14 protein-coding genes are annotated in these 17,755 nt (G+C 65.7%); 4 read left to right on the forward strand and 10 right to left on the reverse strand.

Annotation, left to right across the window (positions count from 1 at the left end; all coding sequences use genetic code 11):
• The first annotated feature begins 120 nt into the window (after positions 1 to 120).
• Positions 121 to 711, forward strand: a complete 591-nt coding sequence (locus tag LQF09_RS00730; protein WP_270068905.1) for a hypothetical protein — start codon at positions 121 to 123, stop codon at positions 709 to 711.
• Positions 712 to 716: 5 nt separating this feature from the next.
• On the opposite strand, the gene LQF09_RS00735 is transcribed toward LQF09_RS00730, so the two are convergent.
• The 4 genes from LQF09_RS00735 to LQF09_RS00750 form a co-directional block, all read right to left on the reverse strand.
• A complete protein-coding gene (locus LQF09_RS00735) occupies positions 717 to 2,525 on the reverse strand; it encodes a sensor domain-containing diguanylate cyclase (RefSeq protein ID WP_270068906.1) in 1,809 nt (602 codons plus the stop codon).
• Positions 2,526 to 2,754: 229 nt separating this feature from the next.
• On the reverse strand, positions 2,755 to 5,529 hold the full coding sequence (gene ppc / locus LQF09_RS00740; RefSeq protein WP_270068907.1) for a phosphoenolpyruvate carboxylase: 2,775 nt from the start codon (positions 5,527 to 5,529) through the stop codon (positions 2,755 to 2,757).
• A 32-nt stretch (positions 5,530 to 5,561) separates the two neighbouring features.
• Positions 5,562 to 6,710, reverse strand: a complete 1,149-nt coding sequence (locus tag LQF09_RS00745) for a glycerate kinase (RefSeq protein WP_002943487.1) — start codon at positions 6,708 to 6,710, stop codon at positions 5,562 to 5,564.
• 123 nt (positions 6,711 to 6,833) lie between these two features.
• Positions 6,834 to 7,985: a sugar diacid recognition domain-containing protein gene (locus LQF09_RS00750; protein ID WP_270068908.1), complete on the reverse strand. Its 1,152-nt coding sequence runs from the start codon at positions 7,983 to 7,985 to the stop codon at positions 6,834 to 6,836.
• A gap of 344 nt (positions 7,986 to 8,329) precedes the next feature.
• Between LQF09_RS00750 and LQF09_RS00755 the strand changes: the two genes are divergently transcribed.
• Together LQF09_RS00755 and LQF09_RS00760 are read left to right on the forward strand one after the other, a co-directional pair.
• Positions 8,330 to 8,548, forward strand: coding sequence for a glycine zipper 2TM domain-containing protein (locus tag LQF09_RS00755; RefSeq protein ID WP_037983081.1), 219 nt, complete (start codon positions 8,330 to 8,332; stop codon positions 8,546 to 8,548).
• Positions 8,549 to 8,947: 399 nt separating this feature from the next.
• Positions 8,948 to 10,555, forward strand: coding sequence for a peptide chain release factor 3 (locus LQF09_RS00760; RefSeq protein WP_002943480.1), 1,608 nt, complete (start codon positions 8,948 to 8,950; stop codon positions 10,553 to 10,555).
• A gap of 40 nt (positions 10,556 to 10,595) precedes the next feature.
• Here LQF09_RS00760 and hemG read toward each other — a convergent pair whose 3' ends face one another.
• The 5 genes from hemG to LQF09_RS00785 form a co-directional block, all read right to left on the reverse strand.
• Positions 10,596 to 11,117 carry a menaquinone-dependent protoporphyrinogen IX dehydrogenase gene (gene hemG, locus LQF09_RS00765; protein ID WP_002943477.1) on the reverse strand — a complete coding sequence of 174 codons (522 nt, stop codon included), beginning with the start codon at positions 11,115 to 11,117 and terminating at the stop codon, positions 10,596 to 10,598.
• Between the two features lie 4 nt (positions 11,118 to 11,121).
• Positions 11,122 to 11,505 (reverse strand): hypothetical protein, encoded by a 384-nt coding sequence (locus LQF09_RS00770; RefSeq protein WP_002932170.1) that lies wholly within the window; start codon positions 11,503 to 11,505, stop codon positions 11,122 to 11,124.
• Positions 11,506 to 11,865: 360 nt separating this feature from the next.
• Complete coding sequence (locus tag LQF09_RS00775) at positions 11,866 to 14,013, reverse strand: methyl-accepting chemotaxis protein (protein WP_002932171.1); 2,148 nt, start codon at positions 14,011 to 14,013, stop codon at positions 11,866 to 11,868.
• Positions 14,014 to 14,187: 174 nt separating this feature from the next.
• Positions 14,188 to 15,168, reverse strand: coding sequence for a recombination-associated protein RdgC (locus LQF09_RS00780; protein ID WP_270068909.1), 981 nt, complete (start codon positions 15,166 to 15,168; stop codon positions 14,188 to 14,190).
• Positions 15,169 to 15,275: 107 nt separating this feature from the next.
• Positions 15,276 to 15,743, reverse strand: a complete 468-nt coding sequence (locus tag LQF09_RS00785) for an SRPBCC family protein (protein ID WP_002932175.1) — start codon at positions 15,741 to 15,743, stop codon at positions 15,276 to 15,278.
• Between the two features lie 77 nt (positions 15,744 to 15,820).
• On the opposite strand from LQF09_RS00785, the gene LQF09_RS00790 reads away from it, so the two are divergent.
• Complete coding sequence (locus LQF09_RS00790) at positions 15,821 to 16,555, forward strand: 16S rRNA pseudouridine(516) synthase (protein WP_270068910.1); 735 nt, start codon at positions 15,821 to 15,823, stop codon at positions 16,553 to 16,555.
• Positions 16,556 to 16,630: 75 nt separating this feature from the next.
• Here the strand turns inward: LQF09_RS00790 and LQF09_RS00795 are convergent, their stop codons facing one another.
• On the reverse strand, positions 16,631 to 17,587 hold the full coding sequence (locus LQF09_RS00795; RefSeq protein ID WP_270068911.1) for a hypothetical protein: 957 nt from the start codon (positions 17,585 to 17,587) through the stop codon (positions 16,631 to 16,633).
• Positions 17,588 to 17,755 lie beyond the last annotated feature (168 nt).

Here is a 17,755-nt window from a genome sequence, read left to right on the forward strand (position 1 = left end):
GTCCCGCTCCAACTTAAGCCCATGGAATGGCGCAATTCAAGCCTGCTCGAGCAGACGCAGAACCAGCGGCGGCAGGGCACGGCATAATGACGGCCACCCGCCCCCTCGGACGCCGCGCAGATGGACACCGCCCACACCCCGACGCCGGCTGCATGCAAGCGGGCACGCGCCATCGCTTGCACCTGCATCGCCATCGCCCTGCTTGCACCCGCCGGCGCGTACGCGGCCGAGATCGTCACTGCGGCCATCGGCCCCGGCACGGAAGCCGATCATGAACTCGAACTGATCTGCAGCGAGCTGAAGGACAGCGACCACACGCGTCTCGTACTCCGCCTGCTGCAGCCGGCAGCGGGCGCACCGGCCGCCATCACCCGCTTCGAGATCGTCACTCCGGAGTTTCTCTGGCCCGCACCGGGTCAGGCCGAGAGCGCGCGCTTTGCAGCCGGCCTCAGCGATGCGTCACCGGACCTCGCCACAGCACTGCATTTTGAGACGCTGCACGATGCCGCAGGCGCGCTCCGCCTGGTGGATTTCCACGCCATCGATCCGGATGCCGTCGCCTTCGAGGGGCTGCGTGGGTCGCTTGCCATGCACGAGCCCTGGCAGGATGGGCGCGCACTGGGGTCCCTGTTCTACGCCGGCACCGGAAACCGTCTGCAACTCGTCGCCGTGCAGTGCAGCCGCTTCGTTCTCGCCAGGGCGGATGACTGAACGGCTCAGGCGCGCCAGGTGGCACGCCCCGCGTGCTTGGCGCGGTACATCGCGGCGTCGGCCTCGGCAATGAGGTCGGCTGGTGTCTCGGCATCGCGCGGATAGAAGGCCACACCAACACTGGCTGAGATGCTCACCACTTCACCGTCGATCTCGAAAGGCTCGGACAGGCGGTCTACGAGCTTCTGGGCAGACTGCCCCGCGAGATCGCGCGCCGGGTTGGCAGGGATCAGCACGACGAACTCGTCGCCGCCCAGACGCCCCACGGTATCCTCGCTGCGAAACAGCTGTTCCAGGCGCCGCGCGACCTGGCACAGCAAGCGGTCACCGAAAGCATGGCCAAAACGATCGTTGATCGGCTTGAACAGATCGAGATCGACGAACAGTGCGATGACTTCCGAGCCTTCGCGCCGGGCGTGCAGGATCATGCGCTCCAGCCGATCGAGCAGGAGGGCGCGATTGGGCAGGCCGGTCAGCATGTCGAAGTTGGCACGTCGCCAGATGTCATCCGCCTCGCGCCGGGATTCGGTGACGTCGGCAACCAGCACCAGCCGCTTGTGGCGTCCGCCTTCGTCGCTGCTCATCCGCGTCACGCGTGCATGAGCAATGTAGCGGGCGCCGTCAGGTCTCATGCCGACGAAGTCACCACCACGCATGTCCTCGCCCTCCACGTCCAGCAGGGCCAGCAGATCGTCAGCCGCTGTCGTCTCGCCGCACAGCATCGCGGGGCTTGCGCCGTGGAGCACCTCCTCGGTGTGACCGCTGATCTCACACAGGGCCGGGTTGGAAGCGACGATGCGCATCGCATCATCGACCACCATGATGCCCTCGGCCATGTTGTCCACCAGATTCCTGGTGCGTGCCTCGCGCACGGCCAGCCGGCGCATCACCTGTGCCGAGCGCGCGAGTGCATAGAGGAGCCCGGAGACGGCGAGCAGGAAGAAGATGCTCAGGAACACTCCTCGCGTGATGCCCTGCTCGCGCGCCTTCCTGACCGGCGCGAGCACGTCATCGAGCGCCAGGCCCGAAACCATGACCAAGCCGGACGACAAACGGCTCCAGCCAAAAATGCGGGAAACGCCATCAGCGACACTCTCGGCAAGGTAGTCGCCTTCCATAAGCGCTGGCTGATCGATGAAGTCGCGCCTCAGACGCAACTGCTTGCCGTAGTGTTCAGGCCCGCTCAGCGAGCGCATCAACAGTTCGCCATCGCGACCGACCAGCGTCAGCATGTCTCTCCGCCCCGGCTCGAGTTGCGCCAGCGTCTCGGCCCAGGTCTCGACCGACACCGCAATCGACACCACGCCCGCGAACACGCCATTGTCGCGGATCGCCCTCGCGACCTGGATGCTCCAGCGCTGGGTCAGCCGCCCGAGCACGGGTTCGCTGACGACGAGGATGTCATCCTCGGCGTGCGCCAGGCGGGCGTAGTAGTCGCGATCGCCAAGATAGTTGCGCGGTGACGGACCAAGCGAGGAGTAGCTCAGGTAACCATCGTGGTCGATGATGAACAACTGGAGCACGAAATTGCTCGGCATGTCCTGCAGCGCAAGCCGGGTCTGGCGCTCGATGGCGGCATGGCCGTCGGAGACGGCCGCGCGCACCGACCTGATGGCCAGGTCCAGGCTGTCGAGCCTTGCCTGCACCAGTTCCCCCACGGCCTTCGCCTGCCCACGCGCCTGATGGCGCGCGCGCTCGACCGTTGCCGCCTCGGTCTGGTCCATGCTGCGCAACATGTCCGACCACCCGAAAACGAGCGCGAACAGGGTCAATACCACGATCGCGGCACGAATCGTATTCAGCGGCCATGGCATGACCTGCATTCTCAAGGAGTGCCGCGGCAAGACAGTCTCCGGCTGTTGTCGTCGGGGCGAGGGTCCTACCCCCAAGCCTATCGCTGCTCGATGGTACTACGAGCCTGCCAGCCCGATTGACCCAAACGGCATTGTTCCGACCAGCGTGCTGTTTCAGCCGCTGGCCGGCGGCAGAAGGAAGAGCAACAGTGACAGGGTCACCCGCGCACAAGCCCCACAGGCACGGACATCAGCCGCTGTTGCGCAAGCCCGCCGCGATGCCGTTGATCGAGATATGGATGCCGTTGCGGGTGCGCTCGTCGCTGCCGGCAGCGGCGGCGGCTTCGCGGTGGCGGCGCAGCAGCTCGACCTGGACGTGGTTGAGCGGGTCCAGGTAGGGGAAGCGATTGCGGATCGAGCGCTTGAGCAGTGGGTTGCCGTCGAGCAGCGCGGCCTGGCCGGTGATCTTGAGCACCGCCTCGACGGTGGCCTGGTGCTCGGCGCGGATGCGCCCGAAGATCGCCTCGCGCAGCGCGGCGTCCTTGACCAGCTCGGCGTAGCGGCTGGCGATCGCGAGGTCGGTCTTGGCCAGCACCATGTCCATGTTCGACAGCAGGGTCTGGAAGAAGGGCCACTCGCGGTTCATGCGCTGCAGCAGCGCCAGGCCGTCCGCGGGCTGGCGGGCGAGCAAGGCCTGCACCGCGCTGCCAAAGCCGTACCAGCCCGGCAGCATCACCCGGCACTGCGACCAGCTGAAGACCCAGGGGATGGCGCGCAGATCCTCGATGGCGGTGCTCTTCTTGCGCGAGGCCGGGCGGCTGCCGATGTTGAGCGCGGCGATCTCGCTGATCACGGTCGATTCCCAGAAGTAGCGCTCGAAGCCCTCGGTCTCGTAGACCAGGCCGCGGTAGGCGGCGAAGGCGGCGTCCGACAAGGCCTGCATGGCCTCGAGGAAGGCCGCCGGGGTGGGCGCGGCGCTGGCCGGGCGCAGGCTGGTCTCGAGCGTGGCGGCCACCAGCACCTCGAGGTTGCGCCGGCCCACTTCCGGGTTGCCGTACTTGGCGCCGATCACCTCGCCCTGCTCGGTGAGCCGGATCTGGCCCTGCACCGCGCCCTCGGGCTGAGCGAGGATGGCCTGGTAGCTCGGCCCGCCGCCGCGCCCCACCGAACCGCCGCGGCCGTGGAACAGGCGCAGGCGCACGCCGTGGCGGGCGAAGGTGGCCACCAGCTCGCCCTCGGCCTTGTACAGCGCCCAGCCCGAGGTGAGGAAGCCGCCGTCCTTGTTGCTGTCCGAGTAGCCGAGCATGACCTCCTGGGTGTGGGCGCGCGCCTCGAGCAGGCCGCGGTAGGCCGGGATCGAGAACAGGCGTTCCATCACGCCGGCGGCGTTCTCCAGGTCGCCGATGGTCTCGAACAGCGGCACGATGTTCACGTCGAGCGCGTTCTCGAGCGGGCGCAGCAGGCCGGCCTCCTTCAGCAGCACGGCCAGCTCGAGCAGGTCGGAGACGTCGTCGGTCTTGGAGATGATGCAGTTGCGGATGGCGGCGCTGCCGTAGCGCTGGTGGATGCCGCGCGCGGCGCGGAAGATGGCGAGCTCGCCCGCGCTCTCCTCGGAGTAGGCGACGTGGGGCGAGGCGAGCGGGCGCGCGGTGGCGAGCTCTTCGAGCAGCAGCGCGCAGCGCGCGGCCTCGTCAAGGCTGGAATAGGCAGTGCCGGGACGGGCCACTTCGAGCAGCTCGGCGACCACGCGTTCGTGCACGTCCGAGTTCTGGCGCAGGTCGAGCGGCGCGAGATGAAAGCCGAACACCTTCACCGCGCGGCGCAGGTGGCGCAGCCGCCCGCGCGCGAGCGCGGCCGAGCCGTTGGCCACCAGCGAGTGGTGCAGAGTGTCGAGGTCCTCGGCGAGCGCGTCGGCGCCGGCATAGGGCTCGGCCGCGGCCACTGCGGGGCGGGCCGGGGCGTGCCCGAGCAGCGCCTGGTAGGTGGCCGCCAGGCGGGCGTAGATGCCGGTGATGGCGCGCCGGTAGGGTTCGTCGCTGCGGTGCGGCGAGTGGTCGGGCGAGCGCTCGGCCAGCGCCAGCAGCGCCTCCGAGGCGGAGACCAGGCCCAGCCCGAGCGAGAGCTGCGAGCCCAGGGTGTGCAGTTCGGTGAGGTAGTAGCCCAGGGCGACGGCCGCCTGCATGGCGAGCGCGCGCTCGAGCACCTCGGCGGTGACGAAGGGGTTGCCGTCGCGATCACCGCCGATCCAGCTGCCCACCTGCACGAAGGCGGCCAGCTCGGGCGCGCCCAGCGCCGGGTCGGCCGCGGCCAGGCGGTCTTCCAGGCTGGCGTACAGACGCGGCAGCTCGCGCAGGAAGGTGGTGTCGAAATACGACAGGCCGTTATTGACCTCGTCGATCACCGACAGCTTGGCGGTGCGCAGCATGCGCGTCTGCCACAGCGTGAGCACCGCGCGGCGCAGCGCCTCGTCGCTGGCGGCGGCCTCCTCGGGGGTGAGCTGCATGCGGTCGCGCTCGTCGAGCAGGCGCGCGATCACGGTCTCGCAGTTGAGGATGCTCTTTCGTTGCACCTCGGTGGGGTGGGCGGTGAGCACCGGCGACACCAGCGCACCGTCAAAGAACGCGACCAGGCCTGCAGCATCGGTCACGCCGCTGTCGAACACCGCCTGCAGCGCGTGCGGCAGGCTGCCCTCGCGCGGGGCCGAGCCCGCCACCAGGTGCGCGCGCGAGCGCCGGATGTGGTGCTGGTCCTCGGCGATGTTGGCCAGGTGCGAGAAGTAGCTGAAGGCGCGCACGACCTGGATCGTCTGGTCGCGCGACAGCGCATCGAGGATGTCCTCGAGCTCGCGCCGGGCCGCAATGTCGTCGTCGCGGCGAAAGCGCACCGAGTTCTGGCGGATCTGTTCGATGCAGTCGAAGGTCGCATCGCCCTCCTGCTCGCGCACGGTGTCGCCCAGGACACGCCCGAGCAGGCGGATGTCCTCGCGCAATGGGTGGTCCTTGGTCAGCAGGGGGTCAGCGTGCATCGTGTTCTCCAGTGAATCAGGCAGATTCATGTTCAGGACTGGGCAAGGGCGCCCAGGCGCAGCACTGCCGCCACGTTACGCGCTGTCAGCTCGACGTTGGCGGCGGCTTCACCGAGCGCCTCATCCAGCGTGCATGGCCTGCTGAGCACGCTGAACACGGCATCGATGCCGTGTGCGTGGACCACACCGACATTGGCACCGAGCGAACCGGCGATGCCGATCACCGGCTTGCCGTGGCGCTTGGCGACGCGAGCGACCCCGATCGGGGTCTTGCCATGGACCGTCTGGAAGTCGATGCGGCCTTCGCCTGTGATCACCAGATCGGCATCGCGCACATGGGCATCGAGATCCACTGCGGCAGTGACGATCTCGATGCCGGGCTTCAGGCTGGCGCCGAAAAAGGCCAGCATCGCCGCCCCAGTGCCACCGGCTGCGCCCGCGCCAGGCACGCTATCGACCGCCACGCCGAGGTCGCGCTCGACGATGCGGGCCAGGTGGGCGAGGTTGGCGTCCAGGGTCTGCACCATCGCTGGCGTGGCGCCCTTCTGCGGGCCGAACACCGCCGAGGCACCGCGTGCACCGGTGAGCGGGTTATCCACGTCGCACGCAACCTCGATGCGGCACTCGGCCAGGCGGGGGTCGAGTGCGGAGACGTCGATGCGCGCGAGCGCGGCGAGCGCACCGCCGCCAGCGCCGATGTCCCGCCCCTGCGCATCGAGCAAGCGGGCGCCAAGCGCCTGCACCATGCCCGCACCACCGTCGTTGGTGGCACTGCCGCCGATGCCAAGGATGAAGCGGCGCGCGCCGGCGTCGAGCGCTGCGCGGATCAGCTCCCCGGTGCCGCGCGAGGTGGTGAGGCGGGGATCACGACGTGCCGGAGGCACCAGGGCGAGGCCGCTGGCCGCGGCCATCTCGATCACAGCGGTGTCGCCATCGCCGGTAAGGCCGTAAAAGGCTTCGACGCAATCACCGAGCGGCCCCGTGACGGTGACCTTCTCGCGGCGCCCATCGGTCGCGGCGACCATGGCATCGACCGTACCCTCACCGCCGTCGGCCACCGGCACCAGAACGTACTCGGCATCGGGAAAAACCTGGCGGAAGCCCGCCTCGACGGCGTGCGCCACTTCCAGCGCCGAAAGGCTCTCCTTGTACGAATCGGGGGCAATGACGATCTTGTTCATGGGCTGTCTCCGGTCACTGCGGCCTGGATGTCCGCTGACAGAGAGCTTAGTGGCTTTCACACACCCTCGCCTCCACTTAAATCACAATAAAAACGGTCTCATAAGAGTATAAATTGTGATTAATTACAAACTCAGGCTTCGATCGAGTTCGAGGCCGATGAACAGCAGCAGGCAATCGCCAAGGCGCGAGAGGTCTAGCCCAGTGAGCTCGCCAACCTTGCGCAGGCGGTAATCGAGCGTGTTTCGATGCACATGCAGCGCTGCCGCACTCGGTACTGCCTTCATGTCGTGGGCGAACCAGGTCGCGAGCGTGCGCCGCAGCTGGCCTTCGCGGTCATGTTCGGCCAGCCTGCGCAGGGGTCGCTGCAGTTCCTCCGCGCGCCAGCCCTCGCCCAGGCCGGAAAGCAGGACGGGCAGTGTGAGCTCGTCGTAGCACAGTACGACGTCCTGCGGACGGTGGCGTCGACCTGCCTGAAGAGTGGCGCGCGCAGATTGCCAGGCGCGCGCCAAGCCCTCCCTACCGCCAAAATGGCCACCCAGGGCGAGGCGCACGGGGCCGCCAGCCTCATCCACCAGGCGCAGCTGTAGCTTATCGAGCAGCGCGCGTAACCCGTCGGGCCACCGGTCGACGTCCGCCTGCGGCCACAGCACGGCCAGTTCGCGCAACGAGACGGCCGCACACAACAGCCCGGGCACGGCCGATGCCAACACACGGCGAAGCCGCTGCTGACAGGCGAGCAAGCCATCCGCATCGAGCGCTTCGTCGGCCAGCTCGACAAGTATTGCCGCCCGCGGCTGCGCAAGGTCGATGCGGAGCTGATGTGCCCACACCTCCAGGCCTGCCGCAGCGGGTGCGACACCGATCAGTTGCAGCACGAGTTCGTCGCGCAAGCGCTCGTCACGCGCGAGCGTCTGCAGCCACTGCGCCTGCTCGAGCATGGTCTCGGCCGCCATGCGCACCAGCTCGGCATGCTCGCGCATTGCCGCCGGGTCACCGCTCAGGCCAACCACACCGACGACTCTGCCCTCTGCGCGCAAGGGCAGGTTGATGCCTGCCCGTGCGTCCTGCAAGCGGCTCGCCATGGCCTCGTCGATCTCGATCGTGCGCGCCTGGGCGAGCACGAGCAAGGCGCCATCGTGGCGGGTACCGATTCGCGTGCGGTCGCCGCTGGCGATGATGAGGCCGCGCTCGTCCATCACATTGACGTTGGTGCGCAGGATCTGCATCGCGCGATCGACGATGGACTGTGCAAGTGACGCATCGAGCAGGAACATGGCTACAGGCCGGCAACTGATGAGCACCACATGCTGCCGCGCAGCGCGGGGACAGACAAGTAGCGATCGATTGCCTCAAGTCGGATCAACACACTTGCCTGGGACGCAGACATGAATCGGAATGTATTCCAGGCCGATGCACCGCGAAGCCATCCAGCGATGAGCCGAGATCCCGCCAGACATGCGTATCGGAGCCCATTCCAGAACGCGTCCCGCTGCCACCGCGGGAAACAACTTGAAACGCTGCGCGGGAATTTCATGCGCTGCGGCTGTTCATACTGCTCGCATGAAACAGCATTCCGCCAAACGCCGTGCTGTTCTCCAACAACGCAAAGGAGGCAATCATGAAGATGCGAACCCTCATTCCCGCTGTACTGATCACCATCGCCGCAACCGGCTGTGCAACCTGGGATGGCATGTCCTCACGCGAGAAGAGCGCCGTGATCGGTGCAGGCGTGGGCGGTGTCGCCGGTGCGGTGGTCACCGACGGTGGCATCCTCGGCACGGTCGGTGGTGCCGCGATTGGCGGCGTGATCGGCGATCAGGTCGGCAAGCAGCGCTGAAGGACGAGGGCGGGCCATCGTGGTTCGCCCACCTGTGCTTGATCTCCCTCGCCCCCTCGCGGCTGGCGCCGCTCCCACGTGGAAAGCCGCGCGGCCCATAAGCCCTTGTAGGAGCGACGCAAGTCGCGAGCTTCTGGGGCGGCACCCCCAGCGTGATCGCCTTCGACCCCTCGCGGCTGGCGCCGCTCCTACACGGAAAGCCGCGCGGCCCATAAGCCCTTGTAGGAGCGACGCAAGTCGCGAGCTTCTGGGACGGCACCCCCAGCGTGATCGGCCTTCGACCCCTCGCGGCTGGCGGCACTCCATCTGCGTCGGAAGCTCCTGATTGCTTGGTAGAATTGCGCTTGTCCCGCCTCGCTCATCGCGCGCAGGCGGTTTTCTTTTCGCCGACGAGCCACGATGACCACCACCCCTTACCCGCCCGAGCTGCTGCGCGATGTCGAAAAGCGCCGCACCTTCGCCATCATTTCCCACCCCGACGCGGGCAAGACCACGCTGACCGAGAAGCTGCTGCTGTTCGGCGGCGCCATCCAGCTCGCCGGCACGGTGAAGGCGCGCAAGTCCGCCCGCCACGCCACATCAGACTGGATGGAGGTGGAGAAGCAGCGCGGCATCTCGGTGACCAGCTCGGTGATGCAGTTCGAGTACCAGGGCCATACCATCAACCTGCTCGACACCCCGGGCCACGAGGACTTCTCGGAAGACACCTACCGCGTGCTCACCGCGGTGGACGCCGCGGTGATGGTGATCGACGCCGCCAAGGGCGTCGAGGCGCAGACGATCAAGCTGCTCAACGTGTGCCGCCTGCGCAACACGCCGATCATCACCTTCGTAAATAAGCTCGACCGCGAAGTGCGCGAGCCCTTCGAGCTGCTCGCCGAGATCGAGGACGTGCTCAAGATCACCTGCGCGCCGGTGACCTGGCCGCTTGGCATGGGCAAGGCCTTCCGCGGCGTGTATCACCTGCTGCAGCAACAGGTGCTGACCTTCACCCCAGGCGAAGAGCGCCGCAGTGACGGCGAGATCATCAAGGGCCTGGACAATCCCGAACTCGACAAGCGCTTCCCGCTCGAGGTCGGCCAGTTGCGCGAGGACGTCGAGCTGATCGACGGCGCCTCGCCGCCCTTCGACCTCGACGACTTCCTTGCCGGCAAGCAGAGCCCGGTGTTCTTCGGCTCGGGCATCAACAACTTCGGCGTGCAGGAGATCCTGCAGTCGCTGATCGACTGGGCACCGCCGCCGCAGGCGCGCGATGGTGGCACGCGCATGGTGCAGCCGGCCGAGCCCGCCTTCACCGGCTTCGTATTCAAGATCCAGGCCAACATGGATCCGAAACACCGCGACCGCATCGCCTTCTTCCGCATCTGCTCCGGCCGCTACAGCGCCGGCATGAAGGTCAAGCACGTGCGCGCAGGGCGCGACATGAAGCTCGCCAACGTGCTCACCTTCATGGCCAACGAGCGTGTGATCATGGAGGACGGCGTGGCCGGCGACATCGTCGGCATCCACAACCACGGCCAGCTGCAGATCGGCGATACCCTGACCGAAGGCGAGAACCTCGGCTTCAAGGGTATTCCGTACTTTTCCCCGGAAATGTTCCGTGCGGCCCGCCTGCGCGATCCGCTCAAGTCCAAGCAGCTGCAGAAGGGCCTGCAGGAGCTGGGCGAGGAGGGTGCGATCCAGGTCTTCGAACTCGAAGGCGGCCAGATGCTGCTCGGCGCGGTCGGCGTGCTGCAGTTCGAGATCGTCGCCCAGCGTCTGAAGGACGAGTACAAGGTCGATGCGATCTTCGAGCCCGCCGACATCCACACCGCGCGCTGGCTGACTTTCCCCGACGACGTCACCCGTCGCAACTTCGAGCGCGAGCAGGCGCTACGCCTGGGCAAGGACATCGACGGCAACCCGGTGTACCTCGCCACCAGCCGCTACAACCTGGAAGTGACCGCCGAGAAGTGGCCCAAGGTGATGTTCCACGCCACGCGCGAGCACGGCGAAGTGCTGGGCTGAAGCAACCGCCGCAGGGTGGCAGGCCAAGCCTGCCACCCCATCAGGCGATGAGCTTACGCGCGAAGCGCTCGACCTGCGCCCAGTCTGTGAAGTCGGTGACCGAGCGCGGGTCGGTCGGCCCGCCGGTCATCCACATGATCAGGCGAATCAGGCTGCGGTCGAATACCCCATAGCGCGGATACTCGATCTTGCCGCCGAACACCGCTACCCGTTGCGGCTTCCAGCCGATCTGGCGCAGGAACTTGCGCACATAGGGGTTGGTGTCTGCATCGCGCTTGTGCGGCTTGCGCGCCACCGCATTGACCGAGAAGAAGGCATTCGGCCGCCCCTCGAGCTCGGTTCGATAGCGCTCGATGAAGGTCTTCACTGCGGGACGGTGGGCGCCATAGCGGATGCTGGCACCGATCACGACGCAGTCGCAAGTCGCCACCTGCGTCGCCGACACCGACCCGATCTCGACCACCTCCGGCGTGTGGGCAGCCGCACGCGCGATGTCCGCGATGCGCTCGCAGATCTCGAGCGTATGGCCATCCACCGTCGAATAGGCTATCAGCAGCCGCATGGCCTTAGTTGCCGGCGATGATGCCCTCGACCACCTTCTTGCCCTCTGAATACAGCGCGACCTGGCCGTCCTCGAGCTCCACGTTCATGCAGCCGGTGTTGCCCTTGAGCTTGCCATCCAGCCATTCGCGGCAGTAGCGAGCCTCATCGTCGACCCACCAGCGCGCCTTGGCACCGGTGGTGTCGGTAAGCGTGCCATCGGTTCCGAACTTGAGTGTGTAGGCCGATTCGGTACGCAGATAGACGCCGATGAAGGTCGCTCCACTCAACAACTGCTCGACCTCAGCCTTGCTGGTGACGAAGTTCTGCGCCATCGCGCCGGCCGACATCGTCGATAACGCGAGAGCCATCGCCAGGGAGCGCCCCATCTTCAAGTGCTTGAGCTTCATGTCTGATCCTCAGGGTTTGTTCGGTTCTGCAAGAACCGGATTCTGCACCTTGCACGGCCACACACAATGAGCGGAATCAAACCTCGGTGAGTGAACAAACTGTGCACAGGCACTGGCGCGGATTGTGGATAACGATGGCTGTCACCGTCCGGGCGTTTTTCATCAACAAACCGTCCTAGCTTCACCGAGCGTCTGTGCACCTTCTTCTACATACTTCAAGCCATTGTTTAGTAAGTTGAAAAGTGGCTTATCAACAGAAAACGTCGGTACACTATGTTTACAGTCTTTATTTATATTTAAAAGCTGTGTACACCAACATCCGTATCCTCCATAAGCCCTTGAAGACCGGCTGCAAACGAATCAGACCTGTTGCCTGCTTCGGAAACGACCAACCAGGCTCTTGAGATTCTCGGCCTGTTGCAGCAACTCACCAGCCGCACCACTGCAGTCGCCGGCGTTGTCGTTGGTACGCCGCGTGACACCATCGATCTGCCCCAAGCCCACGTTGACCTCGTCAATCGACGATGACTGCTGCTGCGACGCGCCGGCAATACGGGAGATGAGTCCAGAAACGCGTTCTGCACTGAGCACGATATCGTTGAGCGTTGCTGCGGTGCGGGCGGCGATCTCGATACCGCGCTCGGTCTTGGCAGCCGACTCCCCGATCAGTGTTGCAGCCTGGCCAGCGGCTTCGGAACTGCGCGACGCGAGCTTGCGGACCTCGTCGGCGACCACTGCGAAGCCACGCCCCTGCTCGCCAGCCCGCGCCGCCTCGATTGCCGCGTTGAGGGCCAGCAGATTGGTCTGCATGGTGATCTCGTTGATGGCATTGATGATGTCGTTGATGCGCTCCCCCGCTGCACGAATCTCACTCATGGCCCCGGTCATCTCGGCCATGTGCTCGCTGCCTGCGCGCGCGGCAGCCTGGGATTCCTGAGAGTAGCGCTCGGCCTGCGTCGCATTCTGCGCATTGAGCTTGATCTGCTCGCTCATCTGCCCGATCGAGCCTGCGATCTCGGTTATCGATGCGGCCGAGCGAGCCGCTCCTTCGGACAGGGTCTTGCTGAGACCAGCCACCTTTCCTGCATTGCCGTTGATCCGCTCGGATCCTCCCTGCAACTCGAATACCAGGTTATTGAGGCCATTGAGCATCTGTCGCAAGGCCAAGCCCAGCTGGTCGCGCTCGGAGGCCAAGGGGACATTGAGGTCGAGATTGCCTTCACTGATCTGTTCCGCAAGCCTGGCCTTGGCGAGCAAGCTCTGCGACATCTCGTCGAGCGCTGTCGCCAGTTGTCCGACTTCGTCCTTGGATTCATGCCTGAATCGGCGCGAGAAATCACCCGCCAGCACTGCGCGGGCAAAATCGGCAGCGGCGCGGATCGGGCGCGCGATGCTGCCGGCGACGAACCAGAGCAATGTGGTCGCCACCACGGTGACGACCAGCCCGACCATGATCTGCCAGATCGTGCTCGATTCGCCACGTTGCTGGATCTCCTGATCGAGCTGCTGGGCCTTGGCGAGCACTACCTCCTGCGGCACCGTCACCAGCACCGCCCAGGGCCGCTCAGTGCGCCCGAGCACGATCGGTGCAATGGCGCTCATGGTGCCGCCGCGTTCGTCGATCCAGCCCCTTGCACGGCCTTCCTTGACGTCCTTGAGCAGCCCGGCGTCGTCTGCATTGCTGCGCGCGAAGGCCTGGCCGATGCGATCCGGGTGTTCGCTGTCGGCAACGACAAGGCCGACATTGCTGATGATCGTGACTTCGCCCTGCCCGCCGAAGAGTTCGCGATCCGCCTGCTCGGCGAGTTTCTGCACAAAGTCGAGGTTGTAGTCGGTACCCGCAACGCCCATGAAGCGCTGGTCGACCATGATCGGGACCGATAGCGTCGTCAGCCAGACCGACTTGCCCTGCACGATGTAGGGGAAAGGATCGAGTACGCTTTCACGGTGGTTCTCGCGCGGTCCGATGTACCAGCCGCCCTTGAGCACGCCGTTCGGATGGCGGTCCATGGTGTCGTATTCGACCAGGGGCTGGACGGCGATCCGACCGTCCTGGCCACGGTTCCAGTACGGCGTGAAACGCCCGGTCTGGCGATTGTTGCCGTCCTCGCCGGTACGGAACATGGTATCCAGGCCATCGAGCGCGTCAGGCTCCCAGTTCGAGTAGGTGCCGTTGAACTCAGGGTTGTTGACGAGGACGTGGTACAGGACGGCGTTGATACCGTCACGATCCAGGGTGCCGGCCTTCTTGCCCACCTCGAAGACATGCGCCATGGTCCGCGCGGCGTCCAGCGCGAGGTCGAACTTGCTTTGAATGACGCCTGCGTGTGCCCAGGCCAGATTCTTGAGGCTTTCGGCAGTGTTTTCCTGGATCAGATCGCCAACGCGCGATGAGACCAGTTCGCGCGTATTGCGCTCTGAAACGACACCGTAGATCACCAGACTGATCGCCGTGCCCAACAGGCAAGCGCTGCCGAGGGCGGCGATCCGCCCTTGTATCGATTTCATGAATTTGCTCCAAAACTGAGTTCCAGCTTGCCTGTGGCCCGAGCCCTGTTGCTCCTGCTGCTCCAGGAACGCGTCAGCGCTCGCCTTCAAGCTGCAGCAGCAGGAACCATGCCCAACTCACGCAAACCGGAGCCTCAGCCTGGAAGCGCCTTCATGAATCGTCCGGGGCAAGACTCAGAACGGAGGATCGTCTGCCGTCACGGCCGCCGGGGACGGAGCAGGAGCGAGGGAGGAATCGACCTGGGATTCGACCGCCATGTTCGCGAGTTCGCCGCCCAGGGCACGCACGACTGCAGGCAGCAGATGCACGAGCTCACCCGTCATGAGTGCGAACTCGGCGTTGAACAAGGCCTCGGCATCGTCAGCATCGCCATCGACCTGGTCGCGTACGATGTCCAGGAAATCCACGCGCTTGATCTCCAGCTTCTCGGTGAGCACGAAGCTGACGCGGTCATCGAAGGTCAGTGCAAGCCGGGTCGGCAGCTTGCCGGCTTCGAGGTGGCCTTTGACCTCGTCTCCCTCAAGGGGGTGGCGCACATAGCGCACTGCGGCCTTATCCTCGCTCACCGAGCGCAGTTCGCAATCCTGGTCGATCGTGAACCCCTCGGGGGCTTCGCCGCCCGCCAGCCAGTCCGCCATCGCCGACATCGGCGAGAGCTCGGTGCGCAGGAGCGTGAGCGGGAAGCTGTCGAGGGTGTGGCGCAGTTGCTCGAGCATGTCTTCGGCCTTGCTCTGGCTGGCCGCATCGATGACCAGCCAGCCATTGACCGGGTCGATCCAGGCATACATGCGGCGGCGGCGGGTGAATGCGCGCGGCAACAGTTCCTGGGTGATCTGCTCGCGCAGTTCCTTCAGTTGCTTGCGGCCGAGCTTGTAGCCCTGCTGCTCGGCCAGTTCCTCTGCGCGCTCATCGGCCTCCTGCTTGACCACGGCCGAAGGCAGCAGGCGATGCTCGAAGCCCAGGCAGACCAGCCATTGCCCGCCCACGGCATGCACGAGGACTTCGTTGCCGAGCGGCGACAGCCAGCCGCGGCTTTCCATGTCCTGGCTGCCGCAGGGGTGGAAGGGCTTCTTGGCAAGCTGCGCTTCGAGGCGCTCGAGGCCAATGTCCCAGCCGGCAGGCAGGCGATAGATCTGAAGGTTCTTGAACCACATGAGGATGTTTCCTGTTGATGAGATGCAATGGAGTACCCGCTCCGGCCACGGCGCATGGCCATGGCGGAAGCGGATGGAAGTGAGGTCTGCGTGCAGCCGTGGTTCGGCTACTGCTCCAGGCCGCCCGACTCGGCGATCATGCGGATGACGCGCACGGTATCGACGTCGGAGCGGTGGTAGGCCGCACGTACGAATTCGGCGTAGCGTGCGTCCTCGCCGCCTTCGGGTAGTGTGGTCTGGTAGCGGAAACGCAGGAAGAGCGCGCCGGGCTGGGGCTCCTCGATGCTGATGGTGAGGCTGCCGCCGGCATGGTCCGCAGTGGCCTCGGACTCGAAGCAGATCCACTGCAGGGTCTCGAAGGTAACGCGGTCGCGGATGACGACCGCGCCGAAGTCGAGATCACGCACGAGCATGTCGTCGCGGCGCTCGACGATACGGCAGGCTTCCAGCCCGGGCAGGAAGGCACGCGCATCCTCGGCACGGCACAGCAGGCCGAACCACAGCGCTTCGCGCGTGAGCGGGTCCTGCAGGGGGTTGTTGAGGTCGTTGACCTCGATCAGGTGTTCGAACTTCACAGGCTTCTCCCGGGCGCCCGATTACATCGCGCGGGCAAGCCGGGAGTTTACCCGCTCGCGCCCCGAGCCGGGATACCATGCGCGCCATGCAACTCGAACGCCTACTCCATGCCCAGGGCTTCGGCAGCCGCAAGGAATGCCGCGCCCTCATCCGCGCCGGCCTAGTCAGTGTCGCCGGCACCCCGTGTGAAGACCCGCAGGCCGACTTCGACCCCGGCAGCCAGGATGGCTCGCCCGGACTCGAGTTCAGCGTCGATGAGGCGCCGTGGCGCTTTCGCGCCCAGGCCTACGTCGTGCTGCACAAGCCGGCCGGTTACGAATGCTCGCACAAGCCGACCTTCCACCCCTCGATCTTCACTCTGCTGCCACCGCAGCTGCTGACGCGCGGCGTGCAGTGCGTGGGCCGGCTGGACCAGGACACCACGGGCTTGCTGCTGCTGTCGGACGACGGCCAGTTCATCCACCAGTGGAGCTCGGGCAAGAAGCGCACGCCCAAGGTCTATGAGGTGACGCTCAAGCACGCGGTGAGCGAGGACTTTGTCGCGCAGCTGCTGGCTGGCGTCGAACTCCACGATGAACCCGCTCCCATTGCTGCCGCCGCCTGCGAACTCACCAGCCCGACCACGCTGCGGCTGACGATCTGCGAAGGCAAGTACCATCAGGTCAAGCGCATGATCGGCGCTGCCGGCAACAGGGTCGAAGCCTTGCATCGCAGCCGGGTCGGCGGCCTGGAGCTGGACGCGGCGCTGGCGCCCGGGCAGTGGCGCTGGCTGGAAGCGGCCGACCTCGCGCAGCTCGCCGACTATGCCTGAAGGATCGCGGCCCGGGTCGTCGCGAGGACGATCCGGGCCGCTGCCGAATCCATGTGATCCGCGTGCAATGCCGGATCAGAAACGCATCTCGAGGTTGACGCCCGCCGCCCACGAGCGCTCGCGTTCGCGCTCCTCGCGCTGCGGCCAGAAATGGCCGACCAGAAACTCGCCGATCAGCCAGTCGCGATAGACCGGCTGTACCCACTTCATGCGTGCGCCGTATTCGCCGATGTTCTCCCGCTTGCCGGTCTCGCCGGTCACGAGCAGTTCGCCGGAAAGCATCCTGTCGTCACCGAAGCTACGGAACAGGCCGAGTGCGCTACCCCAGGCAAAGTCGTCGGTGATCTGAGAGATCGTCGCCGAGTTGTTCCAGTGCAGCGACAACCTGGGGTTGAAGGCGTGTTCGTAATCAAGCGAAGTGGTGGAGCCAAACTTGTCGCGTGTGGTCCAGAACACGGTCTCGCGGAATTCGATCCTGTCGGCATCGCTCAGCGCCCACTGCTTGCGGTAACGCGCCTGCGCGTAGGCTTTCAGGCTGCCACGCACACCGACCCGAAAATCCAGGTTCTTGCGCAGTGCCACGCCCAATCCGGCAAAGCCCGTCTGGTCGTCTCGCCGACGCTCCAGCAGCAGCTGTTGCTCGCGCGTGAAGGTCTCGGACTGGTCGGTGACCAGCTCGCGCTCGTTCTGGCGACCGATGAACAGATAGGCGCGGTCCTTGAGGTTGGGCAATTCGAAGCGCGCACGGAAGCGTACCCCCGTATCCCAGCCATTGTCCTGGCGCCATAGCGTGCGCAGGCCCAGGCGGCCGTGTGTGACTTTGCCACCGTCCTCGAATGGCCGGTCACCAAACCAGTCGTTGACGGTTTCGCCCAGCCACAGTGAGAAGCCCCTGACGTGGTGACGACTGGTATCGAGCAGCCCGTCCTCTGCATGCAGCGCGTCCGCGCCTGGCTTTATGCCGCTACCGGCAGCCTGGGCACCCGAGCAGAGCAGGCCAATCAGGAGCGGAATGGCGATTCGTTTGGTCAATGTCGGATCCTCTTGTGTTGCCTCCAGAACGGCGAAACCGTGCTGGGTACCTGCCTTGGCTGAATCGTTCCCGATTCTAACCGCAGGATGGTGCGAGGTCTGCATGCACTCCAACTGGATGGATTTCCGGAGGCCGGGACTTGCACGGTTGCTGCTGGCAGGGTGTAG

It is taken from the genome of Thauera sp. WB-2, from assembly GCF_027594845.1.
Taxonomy (GTDB): domain Bacteria; phylum Pseudomonadota; class Gammaproteobacteria; order Burkholderiales; family Rhodocyclaceae; genus Thauera; species Thauera mechernichensis.